The 14,171-nt window shown below is 44.1% G+C and carries 15 protein-coding genes; 8 read left to right on the top strand and 7 right to left on the bottom strand.

Translation table 11 applies throughout. From position 1 onward, the window contains the following. Window positions 1–75 precede the first annotated feature (75 nt). Entirely contained in the window at window positions 76–558 is a 483-nt protein-coding gene (locus L4C44_RS05515; protein WP_146492706.1) for a GNAT family N-acetyltransferase, read from the top strand. 2 nt (window positions 559–560) lie between these two features. Beyond that, window positions 561–1,334 (top strand): L,D-transpeptidase family protein, encoded by a 774-nt coding sequence (locus L4C44_RS05510; protein WP_146492707.1) that lies wholly within the window; start codon window positions 561–563, stop codon window positions 1,332–1,334. A 42-nt stretch (window positions 1,335–1,376) separates the two neighbouring features. Here the strand turns inward: L4C44_RS05510 and L4C44_RS05505 are convergent, their stop codons facing one another. The 3 genes from L4C44_RS05505 to L4C44_RS05495 all read right to left on the bottom strand — a co-directional run bounded on the left by L4C44_RS05505 (window position 1,377) and on the right by L4C44_RS05495 (window position 3,800). Next, window positions 1,377–2,114, bottom strand: coding sequence for a sulfite exporter TauE/SafE family protein (locus L4C44_RS05505; RefSeq protein ID WP_060981690.1), 738 nt, complete (start codon window positions 2,112–2,114; stop codon window positions 1,377–1,379). Between the two features lie 160 nt (window positions 2,115–2,274). Next, entirely contained in the window at window positions 2,275–2,994 is a 720-nt protein-coding gene (locus L4C44_RS05500; RefSeq protein WP_285955101.1) for a glycerophosphodiester phosphodiesterase family protein, read from the bottom strand. Window positions 2,995–3,197: 203 nt separating this feature from the next. Beyond that, on the bottom strand, window positions 3,198–3,800 hold the full coding sequence (locus tag L4C44_RS05495; RefSeq protein ID WP_108020116.1) for a 2OG-Fe(II) oxygenase: 603 nt from the start codon (window positions 3,798–3,800) through the stop codon (window positions 3,198–3,200). Between the two features lie 370 nt (window positions 3,801–4,170). Between L4C44_RS05495 and L4C44_RS05490 the strand changes: the two genes are divergently transcribed. After that, window positions 4,171–4,959 (top strand): MBL fold metallo-hydrolase, encoded by a 789-nt coding sequence (locus L4C44_RS05490; protein ID WP_371714753.1) that lies wholly within the window; start codon window positions 4,171–4,173, stop codon window positions 4,957–4,959. Between the two features lie 129 nt (window positions 4,960–5,088). On the opposite strand, the gene L4C44_RS05485 is transcribed toward L4C44_RS05490, so the two are convergent. Beyond that, window positions 5,089–5,517 (bottom strand): ATP-dependent zinc protease family protein, encoded by a 429-nt coding sequence (locus L4C44_RS05485; RefSeq protein ID WP_017631356.1) that lies wholly within the window; start codon window positions 5,515–5,517, stop codon window positions 5,089–5,091. A gap of 32 nt (window positions 5,518–5,549) precedes the next feature. Beyond that, window positions 5,550–6,455 (bottom strand): 30S ribosomal protein S6--L-glutamate ligase, encoded by a 906-nt coding sequence (gene rimK, locus L4C44_RS05480; protein ID WP_017631357.1) that lies wholly within the window; start codon window positions 6,453–6,455, stop codon window positions 5,550–5,552. A gap of 602 nt (window positions 6,456–7,057) precedes the next feature. On the opposite strand from rimK, the gene L4C44_RS05475 reads away from it, so the two are divergent. Further along, window positions 7,058–8,842 (top strand): SgrR family transcriptional regulator, encoded by a 1,785-nt coding sequence (locus L4C44_RS05475; protein ID WP_428804551.1) that lies wholly within the window; start codon window positions 7,058–7,060, stop codon window positions 8,840–8,842. A 129-nt stretch (window positions 8,843–8,971) separates the two neighbouring features. Here the strand turns inward: L4C44_RS05475 and L4C44_RS05470 are convergent, their stop codons facing one another. After that, window positions 8,972–9,397: a MarR family winged helix-turn-helix transcriptional regulator gene (locus L4C44_RS05470; protein WP_428804550.1), complete on the bottom strand. Its 426-nt coding sequence runs from the start codon at window positions 9,395–9,397 to the stop codon at window positions 8,972–8,974. Window positions 9,398–9,500: 103 nt separating this feature from the next. Here L4C44_RS05470 and L4C44_RS05465 point away from each other — a divergent pair, with 103 nt between their 5' ends. The 3 genes from L4C44_RS05465 (at window position 9,501) to L4C44_RS05455 (ending at window position 12,387) form a co-directional block, all read left to right on the top strand. Then, window positions 9,501–9,806: a DUF3861 domain-containing protein gene (locus L4C44_RS05465; protein ID WP_102423021.1), complete on the top strand. Its 306-nt coding sequence runs from the start codon at window positions 9,501–9,503 to the stop codon at window positions 9,804–9,806. 203 nt (window positions 9,807–10,009) lie between these two features. Continuing rightward, complete coding sequence (locus tag L4C44_RS05460) at window positions 10,010–10,792, top strand: 2-keto-4-pentenoate hydratase (protein WP_428804549.1); 783 nt, start codon at window positions 10,010–10,012, stop codon at window positions 10,790–10,792. A gap of 236 nt (window positions 10,793–11,028) precedes the next feature. After that, window positions 11,029–12,387, top strand: coding sequence for a Na+/H+ antiporter NhaC family protein (locus L4C44_RS05455; protein WP_428804548.1), 1,359 nt, complete (start codon window positions 11,029–11,031; stop codon window positions 12,385–12,387). Window positions 12,388–12,477: 90 nt separating this feature from the next. Here L4C44_RS05455 and L4C44_RS05450 read toward each other — a convergent pair whose 3' ends face one another. Continuing rightward, complete coding sequence (locus tag L4C44_RS05450) at window positions 12,478–13,041, bottom strand: cysteine hydrolase family protein (RefSeq protein WP_372385279.1); 564 nt, start codon at window positions 13,039–13,041, stop codon at window positions 12,478–12,480. An 89-nt stretch (window positions 13,042–13,130) separates the two neighbouring features. Between L4C44_RS05450 and L4C44_RS05445 the strand changes: the two genes are divergently transcribed. Next, window positions 13,131–14,087, top strand: coding sequence for a GlxA family transcriptional regulator (locus L4C44_RS05445; RefSeq protein ID WP_428804547.1), 957 nt, complete (start codon window positions 13,131–13,133; stop codon window positions 14,085–14,087). The last annotated feature ends 84 nt before the right edge of the window (window positions 14,088–14,171 follow it).

The following is a 14,171-nucleotide window of genomic DNA, read 5'->3' as shown; positions in this document are numbered from 1 at the left end:
TGGGTTGATCAGTGTAACGGTGCACAACTAAGCCATTTTTGCTAAGGTATTATGGAATTCAAATAAGGTAATAATATGCAAATCCGGACCGCCAAGGTAACTGATATTAGCTCGATCTTGGAGCTCTCTGAGCAGATAAACCGTCAACATCATCTAGGTGCGCCTATGGTGTTTGCACCAGTTTCACAGAGCCGGGCCGATAGTGAAGAGTATTGGTTAGGCTTAATGCTTGATCCGGTTGGTGCTTTCTTTGTTGCTGTTGATGATCAGCAGGTGATCGGCTTTTTAGCGGGGAAAGTAACGCAGAACAAAGGTGTCAGTTTCATTCAGTCTCACAAGGTGGCAAGAGTTAATACGATTGTGGTGAATGATCAGACTCAGAGCCAAGGTGTCGGTAGAGCATTAATGAAGTCATTCAATCAATGGGCGCAAGCGAGTGGCGCGATCGAACTTCGATTGGAAGTGATGGAGTTTAATCAGCAAGCTCAGGGTTTTTATGAGTCGTTGGGGATGGAAACCCAGTCACGAACCATGTCCATGCGTTTTGAGGAGCTCTAACGGTGCATCTGTTTTTGCCTTTATCACTGTGTTTACTGTTTGTGACTTCGAGTGTATACGCTGAGAAGGTTGTCGTTGAAAAGATCGTATCTGACGCGACGGCTATCGAAACTATCGTATTTGAATCGACATCTGCTCACTCTCAACGTGTCTCGACTTCTTCCTCTAGTTCAACCTCTTCAGTGAGCTCAAACTCCAAACATGTGATTGTTGTGGATGATGTTCTCAAAAGTGATTCTGGTGAACAAGTTGCTCAGCTATCTCAAGGTTCATCTAAACGTTCGCCTCAAAGTTCCTCTCGGCAGTTTTACAACGTACCGGATATCGATTCTGAGGTAGATTCGTTGTCGCAAGTGGTCACCTTGGTCAAAGTCGATAAATCGAAACGTAGGATGTATCTGCTTAAAGGCGAAAAGGTGATTCAGGAGTTTCGTATTGCGCTAGGCAAACAACCGAAAGGGCATAAACGCTTTGAAGGGGACAACCGAACGCCGGAAGGGACATACCAGCTCGATTATGTGATGGAAGAGTCGGACTTTTATCGCTCAGTACATATTAACTATCCGCAACCTTCAGATATGCAATGGGCAGAGCAAAATGATGTTGATCCTGGGGGGAACATCAAGATCCACGGTATCAAAAATGGAGAGCGTCGTTCGCCTAGTTTTATTCAAAGCTTTGATTGGACGGATGGCTGTATCGCATTAACCAATCAAGATATGGATGAATTTCTCCAACTTGTAAAAATGGGTACCCCTATCCATATCGAATGGTAGGTATCGGTACCCAATTTTCCTGAACAGCACCGCTAGAGCCAGTTACAGCAAGACTCGACCTGCACTGAATATCGCAATCACGATGAGCAGGGCAATGGTGACTGGTTTGAACTTCGCTCCGCCAAATCTCTCGAACAGTTTAGAACCGACATAGCCGCCAAACATGCTACTTGGTAGGAGTGCTAGAGTAAGCCAGACCACATCACGGTCGACTAACCCCGCGATAGATGCCGATACAAACGCACTGGAATCTGCCAACACAAAGAACGCAATCAGGCCTGCTCTGGCAATGTGGGGTGCGACTGGGCTTGCCAATGCATGCGTGCCAATCGGAGGCCCTGACATTGAAGCCGCGCCGTTCATTACTCCTGCAAGACTGCCCAGAATATAGGGAGCAAATCTAGGTTCACTTTTGTACTGGAACCCTTTGTAGATCATAAGTGCAGACGCAAAAATGAAGGCACTAATGATCAAAATTATTGTATCTTGGCTAACAGACTTGAGCAGAAGTAAGCCGACCGGAGTGAAGGCTAGACAAGGGATAAACACCTTTGAAACCCAGCGCCAATTGACGTGTTTTCGAACCTTCGGTAGCAATTGGATATTGCCTAATAGGTCGATAAGCATGAAAACAGGAACCAGTTCGATAACGGGCACGAATAACGCACTCAATGGCAATGCCACTAAAGTGAAACCGAAACCTGAGAAGCCACGAACAATAGCGGCGAAAATGAAGATTGCCCCCAAAATTGGGAAGATTGGACTAAAAATGAGATCCATAAATTAAGTAACCAATGAAGCTGTCTAAATAGAGCGAGCTAATGAAACCAAGTGAGTAGCGGAATGTACTCCTACTCACTTGTGTTTGCTACCTAATTTTAAGGTTTCCCGAGAGTTAATTTTAAAGTCTCTCGAGGCTGTTTTTGCAGTATTCGCGTGCTCAATTTATAGCGCTAAATTGATTCGGAAAATCAGTGAATACGGCATCGACTTCTGAGATGAGTTTGAAGTGAGATGGATCGTTGACGGTGTAGCACCATGTTTGAATGTTTGCTTCACTGAGCGTATTGAGATCGCTCTGATTTACATGCTCATAGTTCATGTGGCAACTGAATGCTTTAACCTCATTAATGAGCATAAGATCAGCTTGAGTCAGTTGCTCTGTGATCACACCGACGCGGTATCTCGGTAAGTGGCGAGCCATTTCAGCAACCACTTGATGGCTGAAGCTCGATAGTAAGACTTTATCGGTGTCCAAATTTGAGCGAATCAACTCTTCGTGCAGTAAATCAACGACATGAGGAGCTTGATGTCGGCTGTCGACTTTGATTTCGAGGTTGACGCTGAGATCATGTTGCTCAACAAGTGCAAGTAACTCTTCTAGCGTTAGTATTTTTTCTCCCGCGAACTGTTCAGATTTCCAACTTCCAAAATCAAGCTGACGCAGCTCTGCAAGAGTATGCTCGTCGACACGACCCTTGCCATCGCTGCAGCGCTCAAGGGTGTGGTCGTGACAAACCACAAGTTGATCATCCTGAGTCGGTTGAATATCTACTTCAATCCATTTCAAGCCGAGTTTAGCGGCTTGTTCAATGCTTGCTTTGGTGTTTTCTGGGTGAGTGCCTGCTACACCTCGATGACCTACGATGATAGACGACATAATTAATCCTTCTTGAATGCGCATCGTAAATAGTTATTAAATATCACTTTTCTCTTTTACGCTAGATTAATCGTTATATTGATTTGTCTAGAGGTTACTCTGCAAATTGAAGGTGTGCTCTAGTGGCACTGTTTTCGTTGTCCACATTAATGAAAAACCTCTCAATCGAGAGGTTTTAAAGTTCCGGTGTTAAAGACCAATATTTAGTGTGCGATATCGAGTTGGTTGTCTTTCACGCCGTTAATACGGAACCAACCTGCGATACTGAATCGCTCTGTGTTTGTCGGCAGTACCTCGTGTGGGAACTGTTCAGACAAGAACACAAATAGACGACCTGACTTTGGTGGAATGGTCGCGATATGGTTGTCTTTCAGATCGTAAACCACAAGCTCACCTGCGTCTTCTTCTGTCCACTCGTCATTCATGTAGAACACGGTAGTCAGACGGCGGTTCTCATTGCCTTTGAAGCAGTCTAAGTGCTTTTGGTAGAAATCACCTTTTTCGTATTTAGCAAAGTGCGCTTCGTACTCGAACAGACCCAAAAAGAACGCTTGGTTTGCCGCTAAACGAATTTGTTCCATCTTGTCTAGGAACAGAGAAGCTGGCTCGCCCATGTCGCGGCGTACCCACTGAATTTTGTCACTACGAATGGTCGACTCTCGTGTTACTTCATCGTTACGGCCAATCCTAGCCTTTTTCCAGTTCTCTGGAATGCAATCCCTCAATGCCACCACTTCTTCATGCGTTAAGAAGTCATCCCAAACAAAGTAACCTTGGGTAGAAAGAGCATCGATTAGTTGGTTCATGTATAGCACTCAGACAATAAATTAGAGGCGCATATATAGTCCTAATAACTCAGGGCAACAAATCACATGTTTTGTCGTCACGATAAATAGTGTTGGCAGCTTGAATCATAAGGTTTATAGAGCAAGGTTTACGGCAATGCTGCATTCGATAATGGTGAAAACTACCGGATGAAATAGATGAGTATTTTCGGAATGTGCTTCCATTGTTCTGAGTTGAATTGGATTTTAGTAACGTTGTGGATACCAATAGAAATCTTGATTGGAGCTCTCTATCTTGTTTGAGATTGTTGCTTTTAACAAAATGATCACAATTGGCTGTAAGTTTGCTATGGTGTAGGTCTGACCAGTTGGTTTATCGCAAGGAGTGGGTTTGCAGCTGCATACCATTAAAGGCTACATCCAAGATATGTACTTGGTGGAGTATCCTGACAAATTACTGTTGCTCGATGGTGCATGTCGAGCCGACATCCCGCATTTGAAGACTTTCATTGAAACTGAGCTTATGCGTGATTTTTCTGATCTACACACGGTGGTGGTGACGCATATGCACCCAGACCATGCAGGCGCTGCGCATGCACTCAGAAAACTGACTAATTGTTATTTGGTGGCAGCAAACCGAGACAAAGATTGGTATCACGGCATTGATGGTATTTTGATGCACTTGACTGATCTAGCCTTAGCAAGATGGATGGCGAACCGTTTAGGAAGACCCAAAGCGAACTTGTGGTATTCAAGAAAGTTGAAACCGGACTATAAGCTGTCGGATGGGGATAGTATTCCGGGGTTTGATGATTGGTTGGTTCTAGAAACGCCGGGTCATACCGACAGAGATCTTTCTGTCTATTGCCCATCACATAGCGTTGCTTATGTGGCTGATTTAATGGTCGAGGTTAAGAAGAAGCTGATTCCGCCTTTCCCTATCTTTCACCCTAACAAGTACCGAGAGTCAGTATCTCGTATCTATGACATGCAGCTGGATACTTTGCTAGTGGCGCATGGAGGACAAGTCGATTTTAGTGAGACAGCCTTTGAACACTTATTGATGAGCGCCCCAAGAAGACCTGTGACGCATTGGCGGGTAACCAAAATCAAAGCTAAGAAACTGCTGTTATCGATTTGGCGTTTTGGTTTGCAGTCTCATGGTAAATCCAAGAAATAGATAAGCCAAAGTAAAAAGCAGAAACTAGAAATTAAAGAATAGAACGCAATAAGGCCAGTCATGAGACTGGCCTTATATCGTTGTGACTAGCTTTAGTTATAACCTGTGGAGCGGTTACGATGACTCTGATTAGTGAGTCAGCAGGAATTCACCCGCTGGGTCAACAATCACTTTGTCACTCATGCCTTGACGACCAAGCAGCATCATATAAGTCATATCTTGACGGTTGCTTAGCGTGATATCGATAGGCCATTCCTGACCGCCGATTTTTAGCATGGTTTCAATCACACAACGGTGTTCAACTTCGCCGTTAGATGATTTGATTTTCTTACTTGTTTTCAGCTTCGCTTTGCAGCGTACTGTTTCTTCTAGGTGGTAAACGTCTGGGTGAAGATCGAATTCAACGAAGTTCTCACCGTCTGTTTTTACACATAGTAGATTGTCTACGTGTAGAGAAGAGGTTTTAGCTCCTGTATCAACACGTGTATGTAGTCCAGTTATCCCTAACTCTGGTAAGCAAAGTGCTTCTGTATTCCCTATGATCATTTTATTGTTCATGTTATTTCCAATCATGAGTTAACGGCGTTAAATCAGCCTTTGCCACGAGTACGGTTAGCGTTTGGTTTTGCATTTTTTTCGATGAATTCGAAAATCATGTCTGCTACATCTTTACCTGTCGCTTTCTCGATACCTTCTAGGCCTGGAGAAGAGTTCACTTCCATTACCACTGGGCCATTCTTAGATTGTAGAATATCTACACCACATAGGTTTAGCCCCATGATTTTCGCCGCGTTGATTGCTGTCGCGCGCTCTTCTTTAGATAGTTTAACCAGTTGAGCTGTACCGCCACGGTGCAGGTTAGAGCGGAATTCACCCTCACCAGCTTGACGCTTCATCGCTGCAATTACTTTATTACCAACAACAAAACAACGAATGTCTGCGCCATTTGCTTCTTCAATGAACTCTTGAACCAAGATGTTCGCTTTTAGGCCCATGAACGCTTCGATAACGCTTTCTGCTGCTTTGTTTGTTTCTGCTAGAACAACACCGATACCTTGAGTGCCTTCAAGAAGCTTGATAACCAGTGGCGCGCCACCTACGTTTTTGATCAAGTCTTGAATCTTATCTGGGCGGCTAGCGAAACCTGTTTTTGGTAAGCCAATACCTTTACGAGACAACAGTTGTAGTGAGCGCAGTTTGTCGCGAGAACGACTGATTGCTACTGACTCATTGATACAAAAAGTTCCCATCATTTCGAATTGGCGAACAACCGCAGTTCCGTAAAAGGTAATGGAAGCGCCAATACGTGGAATAACAGCATCGTATTGAGGTAGCTCTTCACCCATGTAGCGAATCTTCGGATTGTTACTCGCGATATCTATATCACAGTGCAGCGTGTCGATAACATCGACCTGGTGACCACGTGCTTCTCCAGCCGCTTTTAAGCGAGAAGTAGAGTATAGATTTTCGTTGCGAGAAAGAATTGCGATACGCATGGCGTTTCCTTAGTTAATACCTGATTGGTAACTGCAAATAAATTAGTTGTTAGCTGAGCTTTCAGTTTTTCTGAGGCTCTTTGCTTGCTTCGGGGCGAACCTTAAGGCTTTTCGTTTAACTAAGAAAACGAATTAAATTTGTCGAGTCGATAATAGAAATTTATCGAATGCGCGAGCGATTGGTACATCTGGGTTGAGAGGGGATTTGGAATGGAAAAGCGAGTTGAGACCTAACTCATATTGGGGGTAGGAGCATATTAGGTTGTACTCAACTCGCGTTAACTCGGTGCTTAAAAGTGTACTAATAACGCCAGTCACATAGCTCTATAAGTGTTCGTAGTGCTTCTCTTTCGAGCTTGCTACAGGTGCTTTTTAGCTTATTAAGATAGTATTTTCTCATGATGATTACTTCTCTTGTATTGGGCTTTGGTAGGAACTCAAAGTTCCTTGCTGACCCATTAATTATGGTTATTTAATAGGAAGTAATAAACAGATGATTTTTTATATGATTGTTCCTGTTTTTGTCTTTTATCGTCACTTAAAGACAAATGTGTTTTATAATCGGCTTTATGAGGAAGGATTGTTTCTAAAAGGTTCATTATTTGTCTGATCTAAACATGATGCGTTACTACACTCGGCTGGATTTATTCGAGCCTAACATCTCACACTCGGTGACTTTAACTGAGGTCGCAGACAAGCTGTTTACCAGTTTGCGTCATGCACGAACCTTACTCGGCAAGATGCATCAAGCTGAATGGGTGGTGTGGGAGCCAAAAGTCGGAAGGAATCAACGTTCTAACCTGACATTGCGCTTTAGTAATCAACAATTGACGCAACATGTTGCCAGCAAGCTGATAGAGCAGGGCAAGTACGAAAAAGCACTCTCTATTTTGGATAATGACCGCTCAGTGTTTGGCTCTCTTCTCCAAGAAACATCCGGTGCGACGATGCGCGAAGGGTTACTGCACGTCCAATTAACCTACAAACGTAAGTTCGAAGATCTGTTCCCGCATCATATTCACCGCAGTAGTGAACGATTTTTGATCAGGCAAGTGTTCAGTTGTTTAGTGACTTGCAATGGCAAAGGCGAGCTGAAGCCTGAGCTGGCACATCATTGGCAATATGATGCTGAAAAGCTAGTTTGGACTTTCTATCTGCGCCCGGGACTTACTTTCCATGACGGGCAGCTTGTGGATGCTAAGCAATTAGTTTCGATGTTTTCTGCGTTGCAAACTTTACCTTTCTATCAGACAGAGCTCGCCCATGTCGCTTCGGTTTACAGTGAACAACCATTGAGGGTCAGCTTCCAACTCACCAAGGCAGATACCGGCTTTGCTGGTTTACTTGCTGGCGTTAAATATTCGATTCAACCCGCAGCGCAAGTCACCCGTGAACCGTCTCCATTAAGTTCTGTGACCCATGCTGTTATTGGAACCGGCCCATTTAAAGTGGTTGAGACCAACAATGAACGAATCAAGCTCGCCGCATTTGAACATTATTATGGTTGCCGCTCTTTAACCGATGAGGTGACCATCTGGCAGTTTGAGGAATCAATGACGGGCACTGCTCGCTTCGATGGCAGCCAAATGCAGGTATCGCCTTATGAAGATTCATCTTGCTTCCATCAGTTAGGGAAAAGCGATGCGGAACTTGTTTCTGCAGATACAGACGGCCTTCGTAGCCGAGTCGAGGATGGGTGTCTGTTTATCCTATTCAATCAGAACTCAGCGGCCAGTTCACTAAATAATGAGCAGCGCAAATACCTTTCAGAACTGACCAACCCACAAGCGATCTTGTCTCAGTTGGAACATAACAAGGGCCTGTTTAGTGTCTCTTTAGCTCAAAATATACTGCCAAGTTGGAAGAAATTGTATCGAACGCCTTCGAAAGATGCGCAACTGCCACAAAAGATGAGTATTGCGGTTTATGACTATTATGCGTTGTATCGATGTGCGATTTGCGTATCCGACATACTCAAACGATATGGCGTGGAAGTTGAGGTGAACACCTACAGTTTTCGAGAGTTGGCGGAGCTCTCTCAGAGTGGCGAGTTAAAGGAGGACTTGGTGCTGTGTAACTTGAATCTCGATGACAATGCCCCGTCTTCGCTGTTCTCTTGGATGATGAACGATCCTGTTTTGCATTCTGCTTTAGGAGAGATGAACAGTGATTGGCTCAAGCAGCGTTTGGATAGTCATAAAGCATCCGTTGAACTGCCTAATTACTTGGCAGAGTTAGAACCGATCGCGTCTACTCTGATCTCAGATTATTGGTTAGTGCCTATGTTTCATCACTTGCAGACCGTTCGTTTCCAAGGGATTCTGAAAAACGTGGCCATCACCAACTGGGGATGGCCAGATTTCAAGAATGTATGGTCTGCTGATTAATGCTTACCGAGTAGGATAAAGCGTTTTCAAAGTCGATTTTGGCATGCTTATATCTAGGTAAAACCAAATTCTACAAAAAACGCCACCGATTATTCGATTCGGTGGCGTTTTTTCGTTTTATTTTTAAGATCAGCTCTCTAAGTTCTGCGCCATTTTCTTTGCAATTTTCCTGAATTGCTCTAGCTCATCTTCGTTCATGCCTTTAGTCATTCTCTGTAGCATCTCTCGATCAATATTCGAAACCTTAGTCATGATCTCTTCACCTTTATTAGTCAGCACCAACAACTGGCTACGCTTGTCTTCAGGGTTTGGAGACTTCTTCACAAGTTCTTGATTGATCAACGCATTAACTAACCTCGTGACCTGTGCTTTATCGCGGTTTAGGAAGTGCGCGATATCGATAGCCGTACATGGAGATTTCTTAGTAATGATCTTCATGACACGAATATTCATAGGTGCGATCTCAGAATCCAAGCTCTCAATCTGTTCACTCATTTGACGTTTCAAAGAGTGCACTAAGCGAAAGATAGACTCTAACGATGTGTTATCAGACATAAACGATCCTTAGAAATGTAGTTGACAATATCAATCATTGTATTTATGGTTGACATTATCAACTTAATTGTTCGAAAATTCAAGTTAGGAGACAGTAATGACGATGCAAACAATCACAGGCAAACACAATCACTACCGTATCACTATCGAAGAAGTGAACATCAAGGAAGATCGTGAGCTGCAAACCATGCAGTTTGAAATTGAAGACAGAGAAAACATGTTCGCGATTGTAGATAAGATTAAGCAGGACAGTGGTTTAGATGAGCAATCCGCAACGAGACTAGGTGTAAGTATTCGCTTACTGGGACCGTTGATGATGCAAGATAGAAAACACCCTCTGTTTGTAGATTTCATGCCTCACTTCAGAAACTTCATGCAAAATCTTAAGAAGACGCTGAAAGGCGCGTAGCGCTTGTCCGCAATGACATATTCAAAAAGCCAGCAATCTGATCATCAGGTGCTGGCTTTTCTTTTAATATATTGACTTAGCGGTATGTGTTCACTTGCGGGACATGTGACAATAGGCCTTTGAACACTTTATGGTGCAACCATCACATGAGTGATGTCATTGCCCAAGCCTATTTCTAATCGTTCTAAATTAAACGGTATATTATGACAAGTGTATTTGAGCAGGCGGCTAAAGAGTTATTAAGCCGTCGCACAGCGGGAACTAAAGCGCCAAGATTAATCGAACAATATCGCCCAACCAGTTTAGATGATGCGTTAGCCATTCAAGAATCCATGATTGAAATTCGCGCAGATAGAGTGGGGGGCTGGAAGTGTCTGTTACCTCTTGCAGAAAACAAATTTATCGTAGCGCCTATTTTCGCTGGCAACGTGCAGCAAGGTGAAATTTGTGAATTATTCGCAGACACAGGTTCAGTGCCAGGTAAAGAGGTAGCCCGAGTAGAGCCAGAAATCGCTTTTGTACTGGCTAAGCCTTTGCCTGCAAACTCAAATGGCTACAGCGAAGCACAAGTCAATGATGCCATTGGATCTTGCCATATGGCACTTGAGTTAATTCAATCTCGCTTTGCTGATGACAGTGGCGCGGAGTTTTACGAGGTTTTAGCCGATTGCTTGGCAAACCAAGGCCTGTTTCTTGGTCCTGAGATAGAGAAAGATAAAGCGTTTGCTGCGGCCAAGGTTGAAGTGGCCATAACGCAAGCTGGAAAAGTACAGGCATTTTCTGGTACTCACCCTAACGCATTAGCTCAAAATCCCGTTTACTGGTTGATCGATACCATGACCAAGCGTGGAGTAAGTTTTGAAGCGGGTGAGGCAATCATTACAGGGTCTTACTGTGGTGTGGTTGAGCTTGACTTCGACGAGCTAACAACCGTTGCTTATGATGGTATCGGAGAGTACCAAGTGACTTTCTCACCAAAGCGCTAGGTTATTTATAAGCTCTATTGATTAAGAAAGCAGGTCTCTAAAAATCTGCTTCACGTATGAACAATTTGTTCTCGAAAGGCTATTTACTGGTGAGTAAATAGCCTTTTCTATTATGTGATGTTCAATAGAGTTCTTATTACTTTGCATTATATTGGGCGTTTAGACGTCTAGACGTTGACAAGTCCTAAGTGTGACATTAGTCTGCTCTCCTTCCTGTTCTATAGTGTTGTCGTTCCATGTCCAATTCAAAAAATTCTAATGCGGTTATTGCCCCTTCGGCAGTAGCGCTTATCCCTCTGATCGTGTTCCTAGCGCTGTTTATTGGCGTAGGTACCTACTTGTCGTTGCAAGGCGTCGATTTTGCTTTCTATCAGCTTCCAGCTCCGATTGCGGCTCTACCTGCTGTGATGTTGGCGCTGCTGTTGAGCAAAGATAAATTGAACCGTGCTATCGAACAGTTCTTGAGTGGAGTAGGTCACAAAGACATTATCGCAATGTGTATGATCTACCTATTAGCGGGTGCTTTTGCGGCGGTTGCTAAGGCTTCTGGTGGTGTGGATGCGACGGTAAACCTTGGTTTGTCGGCAATCCCGACGAGCATGATCCTACCGGGTATCTTCCTAATTTCTGCTTTCATCGCAACAGCAATGGGTACGTCGATGGGCACCATCGCCGCGGTAGCTCCTGTAGCACTAGGCATTGCTGATTCAGCAGGCATGAGCATTCCACTGACAGCAGGCGTTGTTTTAAGTGGCGCGATGTTTGGTGATAACCTTTCTATCATCTCTGATACCACGATTGCTGCTACGCGCTCGCAAGGCTGTGAGATGAGAGACAAGTTTAAAGAGAATATCCGTATCGCACTTCCTGCTGCACTTATCGCGATTGTTATCTTTGCTTTTAACAGCACAGCGACTCAAGTGCCTGAAACGGGTCCTATTGAGTGGCTTAAAGTACTGCCTTACATCACTATCTTGATTCTTGCAGTATCAGGTATGAACGTGTTTGTTGTGCTAACCATCGGTATCTTACTGGCGGGTGGCGTTAGCTTAGGGTCAGTGGAGAACTACGGCTTAACGGATTACGCGCAAGATATCTATGCTGGCTTTGGCAACATGCAGGAAATTTTCTTACTGTCGATGCTGATCGGTGGTTTGAGTGAGCTGATGCGTCGCCAAGGTGGTCTAGCTTTCTTGACTAACCTAGTAAGTAGCATGATTCGTGCGTTCGGCTCTTCACACTCTAAGCAAGCGAATGGCCGCGCAAGTGAGTTGGGTATTGCTGGTTTGGTGTCTATGGTGAACATGTGCACGGCAAACAACACAGTAGCGATCATTGTCTCTGGTAGTGTTGCTCGTCAATTAGCAGAAGAGAACGACGTATCTCCTCGTCGCTCAGCAAGCTTATTGGATATTTTCTCTTGTGTGATCCAAGGTGTGTTGCCATACGGTGCTCAGGTATTGCTATTAGGTTCGGTATTTAACCTATCGCCGTTAGAGATCGTTTCTAACTCATACTACTGTTTTGCACTTGCTATCGTGGCTGTTGTTGCTGTGTTTATCAAACACCCAGCACGCCAAGTGGTTCAAGCTTAGTAAAAATAGATTTTAATGAGAAGGCGCCGTAATCGGCGCCTTTTTTGTATCTACAAGAATTGTTCAGAAGCTGGCTTTTGATTTTGAGCTTTATTTAAGCAGGCTCTCAAGCTCGTTTGCTGTCGCGACATTGCAATAACCAAAGCTCAGTGCAGCCATGAATGCGGCGTGGACATGCGCTGCTGGAACCTTAACGCCATTGAACTCCATGTCTAAGGTTGTGCAAGCATCATGCGCTACGTGGCATTCATAGCCTAAATCGGTTGCTGCGCGGGTCACTGCGTCAATACACATGTGGCTCATCGCGCCAACAATGATCAACCTTTCAACGCCTTGTTCCTTCAATACTTTGTCCAGTTCTGTATCTCTAAAGCTATTGATTTGATGCTTTACGATGACTGGCTCACCTTCTCGCGGAGTCACGCTGCTGTGGATTTGAGCACCGTCTGATTCTGGCAAGAAGAACGGAGCATCATTCGTCGGAAACTCATGACGTACATGAACCACAGGAAGTTGCTTGTCTCTGAAAGCTGATAATAACTGTGCACCTTTTTCGGCTGCTTTTTCTGTTTCAGATAGCGGCCATTTTGCACCTTCGTATGAAGGGAAATAGTCATTTTGAAAGTCGATAAGTAGTAGGGCTGTGTTCTTCATAGTCTATACCTTTGTATTTAGTGTGTTGCGGTGTAGGGATATTATGACTACCCTGTGTTTTTTAACGCACGTCAAAAATGACAGACTATATGGCAATAGTGACAAAATCAGTGAAGGTCGAAATCATCGATTACCCAGGGTCTCTGCAGAGCGCTGTGTTTGGAGTAAAAGAGTTCCTTCAGATGGCGAACAGCCTTGATTCTGGCAATAAAGCGGTTCAGTTTCAGGTTGAGATTAAGCCTTATGGCGACTTATCGGTTTCATCGGCTAATTCAGGTGAAGAGTCTAAAGCCGATATCATTTTATTACCGCCCAACCTAGATGGCAGTTACTACCTAGACCGTGATGATAGGCTAACGGATTACCTGATTGACTCTCATCAAAAGGGTTCAATATTGTGCTCAGCGTGCGCAGGCGTGTTCATTCTTGCTCAAACAGGATTGTTGGAAGGGCGAACCGTCACAACGCACTGGCAAGCTCAACAGTTGTTTTCGGATCTACATACTGGAATCGAAGTGGATATCGATAAAATCCTGATCGATGACGATGACATCATTACTGCTGGTGGTTTGATGTCGTGGATGGATTTGGCTCTGTTTATCCTGACTAAATACACGACGCCGACCAATACGCGTAATTTGGGTAAGTATCTGGTGTTGGATACGGGGTTGAGAGAGCAGCGCTACTACCAAAGTTTTGTGCCTAACTACGCTCATGGGAATGACAAGATTGTCTCTGTGCAGCGCTTTATTCAAAAGAATCACCACCTTCCTTTGACGCTTGATCAATTGGCGGAGGAAGCCTTCATGACGCGAAGAACCTTTATCCGACAATTTACCAAAGCGACGACCTTGACTCCGATTAACTATATTCAACACGTGCGTGTTCAAAGCGCGTGTGAGCTACTGGAAAGCTCACACAAACCTGTAGAACAAATCAGTTACTTAGTTGGATATGAAGACGTTAACAGCTTCCGAAAAGTCTTTATGAAAATCATTGGTTTAACACCATCAAGGTTTCGCTCTAGATTTTTATCGGAGGAATGATTTACCATAGATTGATATTCAATATGTATCACTGGTTCGCTCAGTCACTTCGCTAATGAAGTGCTTGAAGCGGAGTGATCTTTT

The sequence above is a fragment of the Vibrio satsumensis genome, from assembly GCF_050337435.1.
GTDB classification, from domain to species: Bacteria; Pseudomonadota; Gammaproteobacteria; order Enterobacterales; family Vibrionaceae; genus Vibrio; species Vibrio satsumensis.
Note: the sequence above shows the minus strand (reverse complement) of the source record. Positions and strands in the feature narration are given on the sequence as shown.